This is a genomic window from Rhodopseudomonas sp. P1 (genome assembly GCF_039642825.1).
Classification (GTDB): Bacteria; Pseudomonadota; Alphaproteobacteria; order Rhizobiales; family Xanthobacteraceae; genus Rhodopseudomonas; species Rhodopseudomonas palustris_H.
On the sequence record NZ_CP088006.1, the window covers coordinates 3,987,132 to 4,006,225 of the forward strand.

At 65.5% G+C, this 19,094-nt stretch carries 19 protein-coding genes; 6 read left to right on the forward strand and 13 right to left on the reverse strand.

Annotated features, from left to right (window positions below; genetic code table 11):
* Nucleotides 1-6: 6 nt before the first annotated feature.
* Nucleotides 7-1,212: a DUF1501 domain-containing protein gene (locus tag LRC39_RS18455; RefSeq protein WP_346295222.1), complete on the reverse strand. Its 1,206-nt coding sequence runs from the start codon at nucleotides 1,210-1,212 to the stop codon at nucleotides 7-9.
* Nucleotides 1,199-2,779, reverse strand: a complete 1,581-nt coding sequence (locus tag LRC39_RS18460; protein ID WP_346295223.1) for a DUF1800 domain-containing protein — start codon at nucleotides 2,777-2,779, stop codon at nucleotides 1,199-1,201. The genes LRC39_RS18455 and LRC39_RS18460 overlap by 14 nt, the downstream gene beginning before the upstream one ends.
* 351 nt (nucleotides 2,780-3,130) lie before the next feature.
* Here LRC39_RS18460 and LRC39_RS18465 point away from each other — a divergent pair, with 351 nt between their 5' ends.
* Together LRC39_RS18465 and LRC39_RS18470 are read left to right on the forward strand one after the other, a co-directional pair.
* Complete coding sequence (locus tag LRC39_RS18465; protein ID WP_346295224.1) at nucleotides 3,131-4,831, forward strand: methyl-accepting chemotaxis protein; 1,701 nt, start codon at nucleotides 3,131-3,133, stop codon at nucleotides 4,829-4,831.
* 252 nt (nucleotides 4,832-5,083) lie between these two features.
* Nucleotides 5,084-5,509, forward strand: a complete 426-nt coding sequence (locus LRC39_RS18470; RefSeq protein WP_346295225.1) for a hypothetical protein — start codon at nucleotides 5,084-5,086, stop codon at nucleotides 5,507-5,509.
* Between the two features lie 54 nt (nucleotides 5,510-5,563).
* Here LRC39_RS18470 and bfr read toward each other — a convergent pair whose 3' ends face one another.
* Entirely contained in the window at nucleotides 5,564-6,046 is a 483-nt protein-coding gene (gene bfr, locus LRC39_RS18475; protein ID WP_012497027.1) for a bacterioferritin, read from the reverse strand.
* 122 nt (nucleotides 6,047-6,168) lie between these two features.
* Entirely contained in the window at nucleotides 6,169-6,540 is a 372-nt protein-coding gene (locus LRC39_RS18480) for a (2Fe-2S)-binding protein (RefSeq protein ID WP_346295226.1), read from the reverse strand.
* Nucleotides 6,541-6,768: 228 nt separating this feature from the next.
* On the opposite strand from LRC39_RS18480, the gene LRC39_RS18485 reads away from it, so the two are divergent.
* Together LRC39_RS18485 and LRC39_RS18490 are read left to right on the forward strand one after the other, a co-directional pair.
* The gene (locus LRC39_RS18485; RefSeq protein ID WP_346295227.1) at nucleotides 6,769-7,128 is read left to right on the forward strand and encodes a hypothetical protein; all 360 of its coding nucleotides are present in this window, start codon (nucleotides 6,769-6,771) and stop codon (nucleotides 7,126-7,128) included.
* Between the two features lie 221 nt (nucleotides 7,129-7,349).
* Nucleotides 7,350-7,634: a hypothetical protein gene (locus LRC39_RS18490; RefSeq protein ID WP_011159141.1), complete on the forward strand. Its 285-nt coding sequence runs from the start codon at nucleotides 7,350-7,352 to the stop codon at nucleotides 7,632-7,634.
* 76 nt (nucleotides 7,635-7,710) lie between these two features.
* Here the strand turns inward: LRC39_RS18490 and LRC39_RS18495 are convergent, their stop codons facing one another.
* From LRC39_RS18495 to ettA, 5 genes are all read right to left on the reverse strand, one after another.
* Nucleotides 7,711-8,949 carry a lytic murein transglycosylase gene (locus LRC39_RS18495; protein WP_346295228.1) on the reverse strand — a complete coding sequence of 413 codons (1,239 nt, stop codon included), beginning with the start codon at nucleotides 8,947-8,949 and terminating at the stop codon, nucleotides 7,711-7,713.
* Complete coding sequence (locus tag LRC39_RS18500) at nucleotides 8,949-9,539, reverse strand: TIGR00645 family protein (RefSeq protein WP_263989169.1); 591 nt, start codon at nucleotides 9,537-9,539, stop codon at nucleotides 8,949-8,951. Before LRC39_RS18500 ends, LRC39_RS18495 begins: the two co-directional genes overlap by 1 nt.
* 174 nt (nucleotides 9,540-9,713) lie before the next feature.
* Nucleotides 9,714-10,484 carry a trans-aconitate 2-methyltransferase gene (tam, locus tag LRC39_RS18505; RefSeq protein WP_264074170.1) on the reverse strand — a complete coding sequence of 257 codons (771 nt, stop codon included), beginning with the start codon at nucleotides 10,482-10,484 and terminating at the stop codon, nucleotides 9,714-9,716.
* A 93-nt stretch (nucleotides 10,485-10,577) separates the two neighbouring features.
* Nucleotides 10,578-11,234 carry a hypothetical protein gene (locus LRC39_RS18510; RefSeq protein WP_346295229.1) on the reverse strand — a complete coding sequence of 219 codons (657 nt, stop codon included), beginning with the start codon at nucleotides 11,232-11,234 and terminating at the stop codon, nucleotides 10,578-10,580.
* A 99-nt stretch (nucleotides 11,235-11,333) separates the two neighbouring features.
* Nucleotides 11,334-12,983 (reverse strand): energy-dependent translational throttle protein EttA, encoded by a 1,650-nt coding sequence (gene ettA, locus LRC39_RS18515; RefSeq protein ID WP_107356398.1) that lies wholly within the window; start codon nucleotides 12,981-12,983, stop codon nucleotides 11,334-11,336.
* A 240-nt stretch (nucleotides 12,984-13,223) separates the two neighbouring features.
* Between ettA and LRC39_RS18520 the strand changes: the two genes are divergently transcribed.
* Nucleotides 13,224-13,424 (forward strand): hypothetical protein, encoded by a 201-nt coding sequence (locus LRC39_RS18520; RefSeq protein WP_011159149.1) that lies wholly within the window; start codon nucleotides 13,224-13,226, stop codon nucleotides 13,422-13,424.
* Nucleotides 13,425-13,503: 79 nt separating this feature from the next.
* On the opposite strand, the gene LRC39_RS18525 is transcribed toward LRC39_RS18520, so the two are convergent.
* Entirely contained in the window at nucleotides 13,504-14,769 is a 1,266-nt protein-coding gene (locus tag LRC39_RS18525) for a L,D-transpeptidase family protein (RefSeq protein WP_263989173.1), read from the reverse strand.
* Between the two features lie 423 nt (nucleotides 14,770-15,192).
* On the opposite strand from LRC39_RS18525, the gene LRC39_RS18530 reads away from it, so the two are divergent.
* A complete protein-coding gene (locus LRC39_RS18530) occupies nucleotides 15,193-16,182 on the forward strand; it encodes a hypothetical protein (RefSeq protein WP_346295230.1) in 990 nt (329 codons plus the stop codon).
* A 12-nt stretch (nucleotides 16,183-16,194) separates the two neighbouring features.
* On the opposite strand, the gene sseA is transcribed toward LRC39_RS18530, so the two are convergent.
* From sseA to LRC39_RS18545, 3 genes are all read right to left on the reverse strand, one after another.
* Nucleotides 16,195-17,055, reverse strand: coding sequence for a 3-mercaptopyruvate sulfurtransferase (gene sseA, locus LRC39_RS18535; RefSeq protein WP_346295231.1), 861 nt, complete (start codon nucleotides 17,053-17,055; stop codon nucleotides 16,195-16,197).
* 138 nt (nucleotides 17,056-17,193) lie between these two features.
* Nucleotides 17,194-17,610 (reverse strand): rhodanese-like domain-containing protein, encoded by a 417-nt coding sequence (locus tag LRC39_RS18540; RefSeq protein WP_107345374.1) that lies wholly within the window; start codon nucleotides 17,608-17,610, stop codon nucleotides 17,194-17,196.
* A gap of 150 nt (nucleotides 17,611-17,760) precedes the next feature.
* Nucleotides 17,761-18,936, reverse strand: coding sequence for a vWA domain-containing protein (locus LRC39_RS18545; protein WP_107345375.1), 1,176 nt, complete (start codon nucleotides 18,934-18,936; stop codon nucleotides 17,761-17,763).
* Nucleotides 18,937-19,094: the final 158 nt, after the last annotated feature.

Sequence of the window (19,094 nt, forward strand, 5' to 3'; positions counted from 1 at the left end):
AGCTGATCACACCAAGCCAAGATCAGCCGGACGCACGCCGGCAAAGATCCGTTGCAGTGCCGCGGCATCCAGCCCGTACATGCGCTGCACCAGACCCGCGAACAGCGCGCGATAATCAGTCAGCACCGGATAATCGCGGTTCTCGAACAGCGACGGCTGCGCCACCTTGATCTGCTCGCCGGCGATCCGGCCACCGTTGAGCCCGCCGCCGAGCACCCAGTACACGCTGCCATGGCCATGATCGGTGCCGCGATCGCCGTTCTCGCGGAAGGTGCGGCCGAATTCGGAAATCACCACCACCACGCTGTCGCGCCAGGCCGCCGGACCGATCTCCTCGCGGAAGCCGGCGAGCGCCCGGCCGAGCTCGCCGAGCCGATCGGCGAGATAACCGGTCGCCGCGCCCTGATTGACGTGGGTGTCCCAGCCGCCGACATCGACGAAGCCGAGGTTGAACTGCTCGCGCATCAGCCGGCCGATCCGGCGCACCGACAGCTCGAAGCCGCGCGGCGACACCGCGCCGCGGTTAGCTTCTGTCATCTCGTCGGCAATCGACTTCACCACCTCGTCGCGCACCCGAAAGCCTTCGGCCACCGCGGACGCGAGCTTGGTCTTGGCGTACATCTGCTTGATCAGTTCGGCCTGGCGGTCATCGACGCCGGGCTTGCCGACATTGCCGAGTGCGATATTCGGAATCTCCGCCTGCCCCCGAAAGATCAGCGGCAGCTGCTCGGTGAAGGCGATCGGTTTGACTCGCGTCAGCTCGGCCGCAAGCCGGCTCATGAAGCCCGAGCGGTAGTCACGCGAGCCTTTCGTCGATTGCCCGAGTTCGATCGTATCCTGCGTCTCGAAGTGACTGCGGGTGGTGTCGTCGCTGGTGCCGGCGAACGGCACGAACGCGATCTCGCGGCTCGTCCATAGCGGCGCCAGGCTGTCGCGCAGCGCCGGATGCAGGCCCCAATCAGCATCGAGGACCACGGCGGAGTTCGGATTGCCGACGTCCGGCTTGGCGATCGCGAGATTTGGCCGGGACTCGTAGTAGAAGCTGCTCGACACCGGCACCAGCACGTTGGTGGCATCGTAAGCGCCGCGCAGGAACACGACCAGCAGCTTGGCGTCGGTGGCCGGCGCAGCCCAGACGCGGCCGGCGATCGTGGTCGTCAATGCGGCCGGAGCGAAGGCCGCGACGGCTTTCAGCAGATCACGACGGTTCATGCGGTGCCTCCGCGCGTTGACGAACCATGAATTCGGGTGAGGACAGAAACAGCGTATTCCAATCCTGCGGCGAGATCGCAGAATCGAGCGCGCCGCGCGTGGCCAGACTCAGCGTCCGGCTGAGCCCGCCGAAATACAGCGCATTCTGCAGCAGCGGAAACGCCGGGCGATCCTTGGCGTCGGCCTGCTCCGGCTTGAACAATCCCGCCGAGCCGGAACCGATCTGGCGCGCGATCTCGAACCGCAGCATCATCTGGCCCGGGCCGTTCCAGGCGGTCGCGGTCAGCGGATAGCCGTCCGGGGTCTGGCGCTGATACAGCCCTTCGCCGAGCCGGCCGAGCCAGCGCTGGATCGGCACGGTGTTGAGCACGACCTTGTCGTCATAAGCGAGCCGCACCGCCGAATACACGTAGCCGACCGGATCCTTGAAGCGCTCCGCGGTCTTCAGCGACGCATCGAATTCAGGCGCAGCGATCATCGCGGCCAGCACCTGGGCGATATCTCCGTCGGAGGCGGTGAAGGTTTTCGCCATCTTGTCGATCAGCGATTGCGGCGGTTCGTCCGACACGAAGTAGGTCGCGAGCTTGCGTGACACGTGCTGCGCGGTCGCCGGATTGTGCACGATCAGGTCGAGCGCCTCGTCGACCTCAGCAAAGCCGCTGCCGCGGATGGTGTGGCCGAGGAACGTCTTGTCGGAGTAATCGTGCCGCGCCGGATTGAACTCGAACGCGCCGTCGCGGACGAGCTGCGGAGCCAGCGCGGGCTTCAACTTCGGGTCCTCGGGCTTCAGGTCGATGCCGACGCCGGTCAGGATCTTGGCAAGCGCTTCGACATCGGCCTGGGTGTAGCCGCTGCCGACGCCCATGGTGTGTAGCTCCATGATCTCGCGCGCGTAGTTCTCGTTGAGATGGCCGTTGGCGTTGCCGGCATTGTCGAGATAGCGCAGCATCGCCGGATGCCGCAGCGTGGCGCGCAACAGATCGCCGAACTTGCCGAGCGCATGAGCGCGGATCGCCCGGTCCTCATAGTCGCCGACCAGCAGGCGAAGCTCGGCCTTGCTCTGGTGGACGTTGAAATGGTTCAGCCAGAACCAGGTCATCCGCTCGCGGAGCTGATCGGGGGCGTACAGCGCGCGCAGGATCGACCGGCTCGCCGCCTGCTTGGCGCGGTCGTTCAGCGCCTGCTGGTACGCCTGCTTGGCAGTCTTGCGCGCCTCCGGGTCGGTGAGCTGATCGGCATCCTTGCCTTGCGCCTGGAACGCATTGATCGCCGCCGGTGTCAGGCCGGTCGCATCGGGCATCGCCTCGATCTGCGCGGCGACCGGCTGCGGCAACGCACTGTCCGCCGCAGGGTGCAGTTGTTGATCCACCCAGCGCGCGGCGCCGAGCTTCTGGAATTGCGCGACGCTGGAGCCGTTGATGCCCCAGGTCAGCCGATCGATCAGCGCCAGATCGTGCGGGGAGATCTCTGCGGCATCGGCTGCCCCGCCGGTGATGATGGCGGCGATGCCGATCCCCAGGATCGCCGATCCTCGTGCGCGCCACCGTCCGGCCGTGTTGGTTCGCATCGCCGCATCCCGCTTGATCGTGTGGTGCCGGGATGATGCGCGCCGGGCTGCTGAACCGCCGCTGAATACATGGTGGCGACAGCGTGGCTTCGTCGGCGGCCAGGGGCACGGTGACCGAGCACCCGCAGGCGACATCCGGACAACTACGTAAGGCATCTCAGCACACGACTTGCGTCGTATCTGCCTGATTACAGGTAACTATTTGCCGCGCGGGGTAATTCCAGAACCCCAATGTTAACCGTGGTTTCACGAGGTGAGGCGTAGTGCTGCCGGCGATGCGCCCAAGGCGCATCTGACGATTTCAGCGCGGCCCAAAAGAAGGCGAACCGCCCAAAAGCGAAGGTTCTCGACATGAGACTGAACAGTATCGGAATGAAGCTCGGGCTCGCGAGCTTGACCAGTATCGCGCTGTCGCTCGGCATGGCGGCCAATCAGTTGACCACTGAGCGGTCGATCAACGCGGTCAACGCCCGCGCCGATGCGCAGCAGATGGTCGCCGATCACGGTCTCGAAGCCAACGTCGCGCTGCGCCGGATGCAGCTCGCCGCTGCCGAGATCCGCCTCGCCTCGACCCCGGCGCAGATCGACAGCGCCCTCACCGCGCTGCACGACGCTCGGGAAACGATTGATCGTGGGATCAGCACCGCGGTGGCACAGATCGCAGACGGCGCCGACAAGGAACGCCTGCGCTCGATCGGTGCGCTGACGACGCAGTACGATGGTGCGATGAACGAGGTCGGCAAGCTGGCCAAAGCCGGCCAATCAGGCGCCAGCGATGCCGACAAGGCGAAGCGCGATCAGCTCGTCAGCCAGGCGCACTCGGTCGCGACGCAAGCGCTCGGTCTGATGGGCGAAGCGGTGGAGCGTGCCGAGAAGGCCGCCAAGGCGACCAAGACCCAGGCCGCAGACGAATTGTTCAGCGCCAACCGGATCAACTTCGCGCTCGGCATGGTGGTGATGATCTCGCTGGTGATCTCGATGGTGTTCACCTTCTTCGGCATCTCGCGGCCGCTGATGCGGCTGAACGGAGCATTGGACAAGATGGCCGGCGGCCAGCTCGACGTCGAAATCCCCGGCGCCGCGCGCGGCGACGAGATCGGCGACATCGCCAAGACCGTGGTGGTGATCCGCGAGAATGCCGATCATCGCGCCCGCGAGGAAGCCGAGCAGAAGGCGCATCAGGACGAAGTGGCGGCACAGCAGCGCAAGCAGGAAATGCAGAAGCTCGCCGACGCCTTCGAGGGCGCGGTCGGCCGCATCGTCGAAGCGGTGTCGAGCGCATCGACCGAACTGGAGGCCTCCGCCAGCAAGATGGCGCACACCGCCGAAGAAGCCGAGAAGCTGACCGCCGCCGTCGCCGGCGCTTCGGAGATCGCCACCAGCAATGTGCAGTCGGTCGCCTCGGCCACCGAGGAGATGGCATCCTCGATCCACGAGATCAGCCGCCAGGTGCAGGACTCCTCGCGGATCGCCAGCTCGGCCGTGCAGCAGGCCAACAAGACCAACGACCGCATCAATCAGCTCGCCACCGCGGCGCAGCGGATCGGCGACGTGGTCGACCTGATCAACACCATCGCCGGCCAGACCAACCTGCTGGCGCTCAACGCCACCATCGAAGCGGCACGCGCCGGTGAAGCCGGCCGCGGCTTCGCGGTGGTCGCGGCGGAAGTGAAGGCGCTCGCCGAGCAGACCGCGAAGGCGACCGACGAAATCAGCCAGCAGATTTCCGGCATGCAGGCCGCGACCGAAGAGTCGGTGTCGGCGATCAAGGAAATCGGCACCACCATCGGCCAGATGTCGGAGATCTCGTCCGCCATCGCCTCGGCGGTCGAGCAGCAGGGCTCGGCCACCCAGGAGATCTCGCGCAACGTTCAGCAGGCGGCGCAAGGTACCATGCAGGTCAGCGCCAACATCGCCGACGTCGAGCGCGGCGCGGCCGAAACCGGCCAGTCGTCGTCGCAGGTGCTGGCGGCGGCGCGGTCGCTGTCGACCGACAGCGCGCAGCTCAAGACCGAAGTGGCGCGCTTCCTCAGCTCGGTGCGCGCGGCGTAATTCGCCCCTCACCTTCCACTTAGTCTGAAGGCCCGGCTTCCTCCGAAGCCGGGCCTTTGCATTTTGACCGCTCGCGTAACGCTTGCGTTACGCACGCTGGAGTTGCAGATTAGAGCTGCGGCCGGGGAGGTTGCAGTGCGTGTTGCGAGTTGCGTTATCGCCGTCGTGCTGGCCGGATGCGTCAGCGACGGCTCGCTGAAATCCGGCAGTTGGCGAATCGATCAGCGGCCGGACCTGATCACCGGCGCTCCGGTGGCGGGCGCGATCACCGTAACCAACCGGGCGTCGAACAGCACCGATCCGCTGCTGGTCTCGCTGGCGACGCTCCAGCTCACCTGCTTCGAGAAACGGTCGATCGTGAAGGTCGGCTTCGGCTTCAAGATCGGGAGCGACCGTAACACCAGCCTGGGATATCGCTTCGACGACAAGGCAGGACGCGACGCTGTGGAGTCGCGGGCGCTGCTGGGGCAGCAGGTGATCGTCATCGATGAGCCCGCAGCGCTGCAGCAGTTCATCGCCGACCTGCGTGAGTCGACCCAACTTGTTGTGCGGATCAGATCATTGAACGCCGGCACCAGCACGGCTCTGTTCAAGGTCGACGGCTCGGAGCCGGCGATCGAGGCAGCCTATCGCGACTGCCCGCTGTCGCCGGCGCAACAGCCGCGCCGGACGACGTGAGGACCCGCGCGGTCGTCGGCCGAACCGGCCGACGGAGTGCGCGGCATGAACCGATCAGTCGTGATCGAGTTCGCCGATGTGGTGCTGCTGATACAGCTCGACGCCGATGCGGTTCACCAGATCGAGCTGGGTCTCGAGGAAATCGATGTGATGTTCCTCGTCCTTCATCAGCTGCTCGAACAGGTCGCGCGACACGTAGTCCTTGACGCTGTGGCAGTAGGTCGCCGCTTCCTGATACAGCGCGCGCGCGTCGATCTCGGCCTGCAGGTCAGCGTTCAGCACTTCCTTGACGTTCTGGCCGATCCGCAGCGGATCGAGCACCTGCATGTTCGGGAAGCCGTCGAGGAAGATGATGCGATCGGTGAGCTTGTCGGCGTGGACCATCTCTTCGATGGATTCCTTGCGCCAGGTCTTGGCGAGATCCTTCAGACCCCAATTGTCCAGCAGGCGATAGTGCAGCCAGTACTGATTGATAGCCGTCAGTTCGCTGCGCAGACCGCGGTTGAGATATTCGATGACCTTGGCATCGCCCTTCATGTGGATTCGTCACTCCTGCAATCGGCGGCCAGGGCTGGCCGCTTTAGAATTAGAATAATTCTAGATCATAACGCGGGTGAGATGCAATCCCGGCTCACCCGATCAACAGCCCATCAAAACACTTAGGAGCCGGCGCGACGCTCTGCCGCGCCGCACAGCGCTTCGTTCATGATGTTCTTGATGGTGTGCATGCAGCGACCGCACTTTCGGCTGCAGCCGAGGCAGCGGTGAACCTCACCGGGGTTCCGCGCGGGACCACCTTCACTGTGCATAGTGGCCCGCACATCGTGGTCGCTCAGGACGTTGCAAGAACAAACGATCATCGGTCTCGATCCAGCAGTAACAAGCTTTTGGATAGTGAGATGCACTCGCATACGCAAAAGGAAAATGTGCAACTTCAAGCTATTCCAATCTGCAACTAGCCGTTTGATTTTGCTCAATCGAGATCGTCCGTCCCCAACTTGCGCGCCCCTTGCGGCGAGGAAACGGAGCATCTCCGCGCTGGCTTAAAAGCCGGCACGACGTCGCCAGACGTCCGAGAGCCACGCCCCACCCGCGCCTCCGCAGGCACCGATCCGCCCGCGCGGAACCGACCATGGCAGCACTGCGGCGGCGGCATTCATGGATCGTTCAATCGATTGGTGAAAGGTTATGGGTGCTGGACCATGGCGGGGTCGCGCCCGCGGCCCATCGGGTCCGGTGCTCGTTCGAGAGGTGATGCCATGAGAAAGTCGATGATGGCGCTGGCCGCGGCCGCTGCGATGGCCTTGACGGCCGTCGGGTCCACCGCGCCGGCCCAGGCCCATGACGGCTTCGGCGCCGGAATCGCCGCCGGTCTGATCGGCGGTGCGCTCATCGGCGGCGCGCTGTCCTCGCCGTATTACGGCCCCGGCGGCTACTATTACGGCGGCGGCTATGGCTACGGTCCGCGCTATTACAGCTATGGCCCGCGCTACTACGGCTACGCGCCCGCCCCGGCCTATGTCGTGTCGCCGGGCTATTACGGCGGCTGCTACTGGCAGCGGCAGCGGTTCTGGGACGGCTACGGCTGGCGAATCCGCCGGATCCGAGTCTGCGACTGACGGTGAACCTTTCACCGCCGCGTCCGACCAACCAACAGCCTGAACGCCCGGATTCCGGGCGTCGACGGTATCGCCCGAAAAACACCGTTTTTGCGCGACACTGATCCGCCAGCCGATACGCGACAATTGACGACATTGCGCTTTTTTGATGCTGTGCCGTCGGGGACTACCGGTTCGTTCAACAGCGCCGGGCGCGGCGCGATCTCAGGAGAGCCTCTCAAATGAAGAAGACTGTCACCGTCCTGCTTGCGGCCGCGACCATCGCCGGTTCGCTGGTCGGCGTCGCCCCGGCCGCGAAGGCCGATGGCGGCCGGATCGCCGCCGGCGTTGCGGGTGGCCTGATCGGCGGCGCCCTGCTGGGTGGCGCGATCGCCGCCAGCCGCCCCGCCTATGCGGCCCCTGCCCCGGTCTATGTCGAAGAGCCGGACTGCCACTGGGTCCGCGAGCGCTTCTGGGACGACTACGCTGGCGTGTGGCGTTCGCGCCGCGTCCGCGTTTGCGATTGATCCTGTCGCGGCGCACAGCCCGCGCCCGTCTGAATGCGGAACCCGGCCGAGCGATCGGCCGGGTTTTTGTTTGCCCTCAGCGCGCCGCCTGGATCGATCGCAGCACCGTCTCGCTCGGCCAGCAATCGACCTGCAGTCCGGCGCGCTTCTGGTAGGCGCCGAGCGCCGCACGGGTCAGCATCCCGGCCTTACCATCGATCTTGTCGCGATAGATCCCGAGCCGCTCCAATCCGCGCTGCATTGCCTCGACATCGGTGGTGCGAAGCTGCTTGGTGGCCGACCATGGGGTGGCGAACGGGCGCGGATCGGTCATCCGGTCGGCGAGATGGCCGACGAACAGCACATAGAGATCCGAGAAATTGTATTCCTTGATGACGAAGTAGTTCTTCGTGGTCAGGAACGCCGGACCGTAAATGCCTTCGGGCTGCAGCAATGACGCCGGCTGCTCGCGCTCGGCCGTGCTCAACCGATCCGAGCGGGCGAGCGTGAAGCCTTCGCGCAGCCATTGCCCGATCGGCTTGGTGACTTCTGGCACGCCTTCGGTGCAGTCGACGCGCGCCGGCGGTTTCACCTCGTAGGCCCAGCGCAGTCCGCTCTGCCAGCCCTTGTTGACGAGCTGCTGTGCGGCCGACGCCAGCGCGTCCGGCACCGAGTGCCAAATGTCCACGCGGCCATCGCCGTCGAAATCGACGCCGTGCTTGTAGTACTCGGACGGTAGAAACTGCGTCAGGCCGGTGGCGCCGGCCCAGGACGAACGCATCCCCTGCCGCGTCACCGCGCCCTCGCCAATGATCTTCATCGCCAGGATGAATTCGGTTCGATACTGGTCTTTGCGGCGGCCGACATAGGCCTGCGTCGCCATCACCCGCACCGCGTCGTAGGGCAGCTTGTAGCGGCCGTAATCGGTCTCGCGGCCCCAGATCGCCAGCACCACCGGGGCGGGCACGCCGAACTTGCGCTCGATTGCATCCAGCGTCGGCCGATAGCGTTGCATCAGCGTGCGGCCATGCGCGGCCAGGCTCTCGATCCGCGCTTCCTTCAGATAGTCCGCCGGGACCTGGACGAATTCGGCCTGCCGCGGCGCGCCGGTCTTTGGCCGGCCAGGCAGGATCAGGTCGGGCAGCTTGTAGTCCGGCTCGAGCCCGGCGGTGACGGTCTCGAACGTCGCGCGCGACACACCAGCTTCGCGCGCCTCGGGCCACAGCTCGGCGAGGAAGCGATCGAAGCCAGCGTCTGCGGCCCGCGCCGGCGCGGCGCCGAGCGTCAGCCATGCGGCTGCGACGACGGCACCTGCCAGCGCGGCCAGGCGGCGCATCAATGATGCCCCTTGGCCTTCTCTTCTTCGGTCGCCAGATTCGAGATCCGGTCGACCCAGGCGATGCCGATCGCCGACAGGATGAACACGGTGTGGATGATGGTCTGCCACATCACACCGGTCTCGGTGTAGCCGCTCACCTTGCCGACCGCGCCGAGGTTGCCGGCTTCGATGAAGGTGCGCAGCAGATGGATCGACGAGATGCCGATGATCGCCATCGCCAGCTTGATCTTCAGCACGCTGGCATTGACGTGGCTGAGCCACTCCGGCTCGTCGGGGTGCCCGCGCAGGTTGAGCCGGGATACGAACGTCTCGTAGCCGCCGACGATCACCATCACCAGCAGGTTCGAGATCATCACCACATCGATCAGCCCCAGCACCGCCAGCATGATCTGCTGCTCGCTGAAGTCGAAGGAGTGCTGGAACAGATGCCACAGCTCCTTCAGGAACAGCACGACGTAGATGCCCTGCGCGACGATCAGGCCGACATACAGCGGCAATTGCAGCCAGCGCGAACCGAAGATCAGCATGGGGATCGGCCGCAGCCCCAATCCTTTCGGTGGAAGCGGCGTCTCGGGTGTCATCGACATGTAGGAAAGCTCCGAACAGCTGTATTGGGCGAACAGTCACTTGGGAACTCCCTCCGATTCTGTCGAGACGCAGAGGAGCGGCGTTTAACCGCAGTTCGTGGCAGCGAACGGAACGGAGCGGCAGCATAACACCACGCGCCTGCGTGGAGCCGCCATGACGCTGCTTCTCGGCAGTTACTTCACCGCGACGATGAAGATCCGCGGAAACCGCAGCAGCACCTGGCCGTCGGCCTGGGCCGGATAAGCCGCGGCGATCCGCGCCGTATAAGCCGCCAAATAGGTCTTACGTTCCGGCAGCTCGAGCGGATCGATGAACGGCCGCAACCCGGTGCCCTTGACCCACTCGACGATCGCTTCGGGGCCGTCGAGCGCGTGATTGTAGACCGTGTGCCAGATCTCCAGCCGGCTGCACAACGGCTTCAGCGCATCGTAGTACACGCTCGGCTTCGGCAGCGTGTCGCGCAGTTCGGCGGCCTTGGAAAGCTGATGCCGCCACGGCTCCTGCAGCGCCACCTCGCGCATCATGATGTGCGACGGCTCGTCGAGATTGTCCGGCATCTGCACCGCGAGCACGCCCCCGCTGTCGAGCCCCGACAGCAGCCGCTTGAGCTGCTTGAGATGGTCGGGCACCCATTGGAACACCGCGTTGGCGAACAGCACGTCGGTGCCAGCCGGCGGCGCCCAATGCGCGACATTGGCCTCGATGAACTTGTGCTGCGGCAGCCGCTCTCGGGCTTGGCGCAGCATGTCGGCAGAGGTATCGACGCCGATCACCGACGCCTCGGGCCAGCGCTCGACCAGCAGCGCGGTGGAATTGCCCGGCCCGCACCCGATGTCGGCGACCTTGCGCGGCGCCGTGGTCGGCACCTGCGCCAGCAGATCCCGCGCCGGACGGGTCCGCTCGTCTTCGAATTTCAGATATTGCTCGGCATTCCAGTCAGCCATCCAGCGTCCCTTGCGCCCCCGAGTCTGCGAGGGAAAAGCTATTGATCCTGCTGGATTTTGCAATCCCCAGGCGGTTCGTCGCCCGGCCGATGCTCAGACCGCGGGTCTCTCCATCCGGCGCGAAGCCACACCCCACCACGTCGCCAGCCCGAGCAAAGCCACGCACAACAGCGGCGTGCTCCACGGCACCCAGCCGCTCGCGATCAGCAGCGGCACAAACGCCGCAGGCGGCGCTTCATCATCCGGCAGGTTAGCCACAATCGAGGCCATCCAGCTCGCGATGCCGACCACGAATCCAAATTCCAGAACGACAACGATGGCGATCCCGAGCGCGGCAGCGCCGAGCCATCGCTGCACGGGCCGCAAGGGAGGTAGGATAGGATGAGCCAAAGCCATCGCGGCGATCAGTCCGAAGGCCGTGATCAGATAAATCGGCACGGTACCGCTCGGCCAGCCGATCGAACTGCCGAACGGCGTCGGCGCATCGCCGGCCACGAAAAATGGAAAGTCGAGCAGGATCAGCAGCGGAACGAGCAGGCCGAGCAAGCGCGGCAGACCGAGCATGGCGACGCGCTGCAAGCAAGGGAAGACCAGCGCCAGACCGAACAGCAGATAGAGAAACGACCCGACCATGGTGCCGGTGGTCAGCCGGATCGCTTCAGCCAATGAGACGTCATCATTGCCGGCGAAGCGATCGAGTGTGTAGAGCGCCAGTGGCACGCCGAACATCAAGAGCAAAAACACCGCCACGCGCCAACCGGCGCGCCATGCGAAGTTTCCGCCTGATAGTCCGGAGGCCACTGATGCACTCCGCCGCCTGATGAAGCCGGGTGTCCCGGCGCCACTGAATTACCGCGTCAGCTTCTTGTACTTGGCGCGGTGCGGGATGATGGCATCCTGACCCAGCCGGCGCATCTTGTCCTTTTCGTAGTCCTGGAAGTTGCCTTCGAACCACTCGACGTGGCTGTCGTCTTCGAACGCCAGGATGTGGGTTGCGATACGGTCGAGGAACCAGCGGTCGTGGCTGATGATCACGGCGCAGCCGGCGAAATCCTCCAGCGCCTCTTCGAGCGCGCGCAGCGTGTCGACGTCGAGGTCGTTGGTCGGTTCGTCGAGCAGCAGCACGTTGGCGCCCGACTTCAGCATCTTGGCGAGGTGGACGCGGTTGCGTTCACCGCCCGACAGCGAGCCGACCTTCTTCTGCTGGTCGCCGCCCTTGAAATTGAAGGCCGAGCAGTACCCGCGCGAATTGACTTCCTTCTTGCCGAGCAGGATCAGCTCGTTGCCTTCCGAGATTTCCTCCCAGACGGTCTTCTTCGGATCAAGCGCGTCGCGCGACTGATCGACATAGCCGAGCCGCACCGTCTCGCCGACCGTGATGGTGCCGGAATCCGGCTTCTCCTGCCCGGTGATCATCCGGAACAGCGTGGTCTTGCCGGCGCCGTTCGGACCGATCACGCCGACGATGCCGCCCGGCGGCAGCTTGAAGGTGAGATCGTCGATCAGCAGCCGATCGCCGAAGCCCTTGGTGAGGTGCTCGAAATCGACCACGTTGTTGCCGAGCCGCTCCGCCACCGGAATGATGATCTGCGCGGTCTGGGTCTGCTTCTCCGAGGCCTTGGCGAGCAGTTCCTCGTAGCGCTGATAGCGCGCCTTGGATTTGGCCTGCCGGGCCTTGGGCGACGACGCAATCCACTCCTGCTCGCGCTCGAGGGTCTTCTGATGGGCCGCATCCTCGCGGCCTTCCTGCAGCAGCCGCTTCTGCTTCTGCACCAGCCAGGACGAGTAGTTGCCCTCGTAGGGAATGCCGCGGCCGCGATCGAGCTCGAGGATCCAGCTCGTGACGTTGTCGAGGAAGTAGCGATCGTGGGTGACGATCAGGATGGCGCCCGGATAATTGCGCAGATGGCTTTCCAGCCACGACACGCTCTCGGCGTCGAGATGGTTGGTCGGTTCGTCGAGTAGCAGCAGGTCGGGCTGATCGAGCAGCAGCTTGCACAGCGCGACGCGGCGGCGTTCACCGCCCGACAGCTTGGTGACGTCAGCGTCGTCCGGCGGGCAGCGCAGCGCGTCCATCGCCTGGTCGACCTTGCTGTCGAGATCCCACAGCCCTGCGGACTCGATCTGGTCCTGCAGCGCCGTCATCTCGTCGGCGGTCTCCTCGGAGTAGTTCATCGCCAGCTCGTTGTAGCGATCGAGGATCGCCTTCTGCTTGGCGACGCCGAGCATGACGTTTTCACGAACCGAGAGCGCCGGATCGAGCTTCGGCTCCTGTTCGAGGTAGCCGACGCGGGCGCCTTCGGCGACCCAGGCTTCACCGGTATATTCCTTGTCGATCCCCGCCATGATCTTCAGCAGGGTCGATTTACCGGCGCCGTTGACGCCGAGCACGCCGATCTTGGCGTCCGGGTAGAACGACAGATGAACGTTATCCAGCACCTTGCGGGTCGGATAGGCCTTGGTCAGACCCTGCATGAAATAGACGAACTGGCGAGCCATCGTGGTCCTTGAACGCGGTGCGTGCGGGGAAAATCGGTTGCCGCTGATGTAACGGTGCGGCCCGCAAAGGGCAACCCGAGGACGCGCGACGTTAAGAGGCGATTAAGCCTGTTCTCGTGCGTTTCCGAGGCACGAACGATTCGAAGACAATTTTAACGACCTCGTCCAACACTCGTCTCCTCACAGCGGCGACGGATGCGCCGCCGAGTCGGCGCGGCGCCGACCCTTGGGGCGATCAGCATGGCGAGCCTCACCACGACCACCGAAGTGCATCACGACGAGCAGGCCGGCCCGGACACCAGCCTGCTGAGCGAGATCCGGCTGTTCTGGCGGCAGTTCTTCGTCCAGGCGTTCAATCCCTACCGGCCGGAGATGTACTACATGCGCGGGCCCGGCCCAGCCTGGCACGCCAAGCACGGCCACAAGCCGACGCGGCACTAAGTCTCGAACCATCATCGCAAAAGCAAAACGCCCGCCGGTGAACCACCGGCGGGCGTTTCAAATCTGGAATCGGTCGCGCTTAGCGGATCGTGACCGGGGCCGGCAGCGGGGCTACCGACGTCGGCTGCGCACCCGGCAGCGGCGCCGGCGGCAACGCCGGGGACTGCGCACCCGGCGCCATGGCGGGCTGCGCCTGAGCGGTGGCGGTGTTCTTCGGCGGCGAGCCCGGCAGCACCACCACGCGGGTGCCGACCTTGGCGCGCTCGAACAGATCGCTGACGTCGTCGTTCAGCATGCCGATGCAGCCCGAGGACACGAACTTGCCGATCGTCGACGGCTGGTTGGTGCCGTGGATGCGGTACACGGTCGAGCCGAGATACATCGCGCGGGCGCCCATTGGGTTGCCCGGACCGCCGGCCATGAAGCGCGGCAGATAGGGCTGGCGCTCAATCATCTCGGCCGGCGGATGCCAATCCGGCCACTCCGCCTTGCGGGTGATCTTCTGCACGCCGTTCCAAGTGAAGCCATCGCGGCCGACGCGGACGCCGTAGCGGATCGCGCGCCCGTTGCCGAGCACGTAATAGAGATGGGTATTGGCGGTATCGACCACGATGGTGCCGGCCGGCTCCTTGGTGGCGAAGTCGACCTCCTGGCGGCGCAGATTGGGCGGCAGTTGCACGGTCTGATCGGCATCCGGCTGTTCTTCCGGCGGCAACGCCGAGACCTGCATCGGCCGGCCATCGGCGCCGGGCTGAGCCGACGGCGCTCCGCCGCCGACACCAGCCGGCGGACGCACGCCACCGTCACCGCGATCGGAATAGATCACCGACGGCGGCCCCATCGGACGGCCGTAGCGGGGATCATCCGGCGACATCACTGGTCCCTGCGGCGCGGCGCCCGGTGCCGCATTCGAATAGCTCGTGGCGCCCGTCGGACGGCCGTAACGCGGATCGTCGGGCGACATCACCGGCCCCTGCGGGGCAGCGCCTGGTGCCGCGTTGGAATAGGTCGGGGCGCCCATCGGGCGGCCGTAGCGCGGATCGTCCGGCGACAGCACCGGGCCTTGCGGGGCGGCATTGGAATAGGTCGGCGCGGCCGAACCGCCGTAGCGCGGGTCGCCCGGCGAGGTCACCGGACCGGGCGGCGGCAGCGTTGCGGACTGGCGCGCGATTGGCGCGTCCTCGTCGTCGATGCTGTCGAAATTCGGCAGGCCTGGACGGTCCTCGCCGGCTTGCCCGATATAAGCGCCGGGGGTCGAGGGATAGCTCTGCGCGAGCGCGGCGGAGGTTCCCGCGGCGACCACGGCAGCGGACGCCAGCAACGTCAGTAAGCGCTTGTTCATCATAACCCGTTTGTAAGTCGGAGCGGCAACCGGACCGTTAACGGGGCCGGAAATGCCGGAGGATCACGGCGCATTCAAGACGAGGCCGGCACAATCACGCGAATTTTGGCGATATTTGCCGCTCGCAACGGGTTCGCAGCGCGAGAACGCCTATTGAGGCTGCCAGCGGGCCGACGTTCGAACGATCGCGGCGCACGCGCTGCGCGACTGCGATCGTCCACCAACAACCTTTGGCCGCATCGAGCTGCAATCGAGTCGCTGAGTCGTTTCGCGGCGCGTGATGCGACTCGTTTTGCGCTATTCTCAGATGGCTTGATTCGCGGCTGGTTTTGAGTACGCCGCGAACCGATGTCGTAGTGGTCGCCGCGTTGGTGTGGGTCATAAGTGTCGTCGCGATCCAATGTGCGACGACGGAATACATCCGAAATGCTTCCCGGTTTCCGGTTTCTGTTCGCGGCGATGACGCTTGCGGTCTCGTTGTTGGTGTTCGGTCTCGGTGCCGCCGCCCTGCTGCGGGCTGCGCACGAGCAATTCGTGAACGTCCACACGGTGCGTCCGCCGGCGATCACGCTATTGGCGCGCGCTCCCGAGGCTCCGACGCCGAGCCTGAGCATGCTCCGGGTCGATCCGCCGGCACCCACCGCTGAACCGCCGGCCGCGACCGCCAGCCCAAGCCCGAGCGCAACCGATCCGGTGGCGGCAGACGTCGCGGCTCTCGACAACGAAAACGCGAAACCAGCAGATAAAGCCCCCGAGCCGGCGCAGACCGCCGCGCTGCAGCCCGCTGCGGCCGACACCCCCGCCGCCGCGCCGGCATCACAGCCGCCGCAAGCTGAACCGGCTCCGGCCGCCCCTGAGCCGGCGCCGCAAGCCAGTTCGACCCAGCAGCAGCCGGCCGCCACGCCTGACGCTGTGGCTCCGGCCGCGCCGCCCGCCACCATCGCTGCAGCGACTTCGTCCGACGCACCCAAGCAGGACGACAAGCCGCAGGCCGGCGCTGAGAAACCCGCCACTCCGGCTGCGCCCACGCAGACCGCCGCAACCGAGACGTCGGCGCCCGCGGCACCGGCTGCTCCGGCGGCGACCGAACCCGTTACTGAGACGCTGCCGGAAGTTGCGCCGCTGTCAGGGCCGATCCCGACGCCGCGCCGCGACCCGCGCGACAGGACCAAGACCGCCGCCAACACCACCGTCGCACCCAGCGCGGCCACGCCTGCGGCCCCTGCCGCAGACACCCCGACGCCCGACGTCACCGGATCAATCGGCGAAACCCTGCCGCCGCCGGACGCGACGCCGCTGCCGGTGGCGCGCCCGAAGCCGGTGGTCCGGCGCCCGCTGAAGAAGCGCCGCCAGGTTGCGCGGCGGCGTACGCCGCGCGCCGAGCAGCCGCAGTCGGGATCGGGTACCGGTCTGTAAGAGAAGCTGCGGTTACGCCGCTGGACCGGTCGCGACCGGCGGACCGTCCTGAAGGCCCCATTCCGACCACGAGCCGTCGTACAGCGCCGAGCCGCGCACGCCGAGCCGATACAGCGCCAGCGTCAGCACCGCCGCCGAAACACCGGAGCCGCAGCTCGTGACCACCGGCCGGCGGAGATCGAGCCCTGCCCGCTCGAACGCCTGCCGCAGATCGGCCAGCGGCTTCATCGTGCCGGTCGCAGCGTCGAACAGCTCATTGTAGGGCAAATTGCGGCTGCCCGGGATGTGACCGGCGCGTAGGCCGGGACGCGGCTCGGCAACGCTGCCCTCGAACCGCGGCGCGGCGCGGGCGTCGATCACCTGCTCGGCCCCGCTATCGAGATTGGCAACGAGCTGATCGCGGCTGCGGATGAACGACGAATCGAGCTTGGCGCTGAACCGGCCGGGCGTAATCGTCGGCTTGCCCGCCACGGTCGGCCTACCCTCGGCCACCCATTTCTTCAGCCCGCCGTCGAGGATCCGAATGTCGGCATGGCCGAACGACAGGAACATCCACCACGCCCGCGGCGCCGCCACCCAGCCCCCCGCATCGTAAGCAACCACGGTGTCGCCCGACGAGATGCCGAGCGCTTCGACATCGCGCGCGAACTGGTCGGCGCTCGGATACATATGCGGCAGCGAACTGCTGTGATCCGACACCGCATCGACGTCGAAGAACACCGCGCCCGGAATGTGCGCGGCGAGATAGTCATCCGCCGGCAACGGCAGGACGCCGGGCATCTTGAAGCTCGCGTCGATGATCTTCACCTTGGGATCGTCCAGCCGCGCGGCGAGCCATTCGGTGGAGACCAGGGGATCAGGGTGAGCTGTCATGGGATGTCGTCGCCTTTGGTCGGAGTGTCATCGCCGGGCTCGACCCGGCGATCCATCATCTTACGAAGGAGATGGACACGCGGGTCAAGCCCGCGTGTGACGATCCGACAGCGGAGATCGACTCCCAATGCGCCGCGCTCACTTCTTCTTGGGCGCCCAGGCTTCGATCGGACCGCCGGCATCGCGCCAGGCGCCGAAACCGCCCTCGATATGCGCCACCGGCTTCAGTCCCATGTCCTGCGCAGTCTTGGCGGCCAGCGCCGAGCGCAAGCCACCGGCGCAATAGAACACGAACTTCTTGTCTTCCTGGAAGATCGGCTTGGCGTACGGGCTCTGCGGATCGATCCAGAATTCCAGCATGCCGCGGGTGCAGGAGAACGAGCCTGGGATCTTGCCGTCGCGCTCGATCTCGCGCGGATCGCGGATGTCGACGATCACCACGTCGCTGGCGCCGGACTTGTGCAACGCGATCGCGTCTGCCGTCGTCAGCGTCTCGATCGACGAATTGGCCTCGTCGAGCATCGTCTTGATACCGCGGGTGATGGTCTGGGGCATGGTCGTTCCTTGTTTTCGTTTCTTATCGATTGAGTTCGTCGGTCATTCGGGGCGCGCGCAGCGCGAACCCGGAATCTCTTTGTGTGGATCAATCAGACTCCAGGTTCGCGAGCTGTCGCTCGCGCCCCGCAATGACGGCGCAATCTAGTCCTAGCGCACCAGCTCGCGCATCGCGCCTTCGAGGCCCTCGATCGTGATCGGATACATCCGCTCGGAGAACAGGCGGCGAATGATGGTGGTGCTCTCCGAGTAGTCCCAGTGCCGCTGCGCCACCGGGTTCAGCCACACCGCGTGCGGATAGGTGCGAAGCACCCGCTCCAGCCAGACGTGACCGGCCTCTTCGTTGACGTGCTCGACCGAGCCGCCCGGCACCATGATCTCGTAAGGCGACATCGAGGCGTCGCCGACGAACACCACTTTGTAGTCATGCGGGAACTTGTGCAGCACGTCCCAGGTCGGGGTGCGGTCGGTGAAGCGGCGCTTGTTCTGCTTCCACACGCCTTCGTACAGGCAGTTGTGGAAGTAAAAATATTCCATGTGCTTGAATTCGCTCTTCGCCGCCGAGAACAACTCCTCGACCTGAGCGACGTGGCTGTCCATCGAGCCGCCGATATCGAAGAACACCAGCACCTTCACCGCATTGCGGCGTTCGGGGCGCATGTGCACGTCGAGATAGCCGTGATTGGCGGTCTCGCGGATCGTGGTGTCGAGATCGAGCTCGTCGGGGGCGCCGGTGCGGGCGAATTTGCGCAGGCGGCGCAGCGCCACCTTGATGTTGCGGATGCCGAGTTCGACGTTGCCGTCGAGATCCTTGAACTCGCGCTTGTCCCAGACCTTCACGGCGCGCTGATGCCGGCTCTTCTCCTGGCCGATCCGCACGCCTTCCGGATTGTAGCCCTGCGCGCCGAACGGCGAGGTGCCGGCGGTACCGATCCACTTGTTGCCGCCCTGGTGGCGCTTCTTCTGCTCCTCGAGGCGCTTCTTCAGCGTTTCCATGAGCTTGTCCCAGCCCATCGCCTCGATCTGCTTCTTCTCCTCCTCGCTGAGATACTTCTCGGCGAGTTTCTTCAGCCATTCGGCCGGGATCTCCGCCTTCTCCATCGCGTCGAGCAGGTTTTCCAGACCCTTGAAGGTGGCCCCGAACACCCGGTCGAACTTGTCGAGATTGCGCTCGTCCTTCACCAGCGCGGCACGCGACAGGTAGTAAAAATTCTCCACACTCTGATCGGCGAGGTCGGCGTCGAGCGCCTCCATCAGCGTCAGATATTCGCGAAGCGTGACCGGAACCTGGGCGTCGCGCAGCGACGTGAAGAATTGCAGGAACATGAACGACAGATTGCCCGACCCTGCAGCCCCGTCAAGACAGAATACCTCCGTTGCGACTGTTGAAAACTCGCCCCGATGCGCCCGATAGGCGCAAATCCGAGCAATGGAATTATGACTCAGTAAAGTATCCGGGGTGCAAGCACAGGCGCCTTACGAAT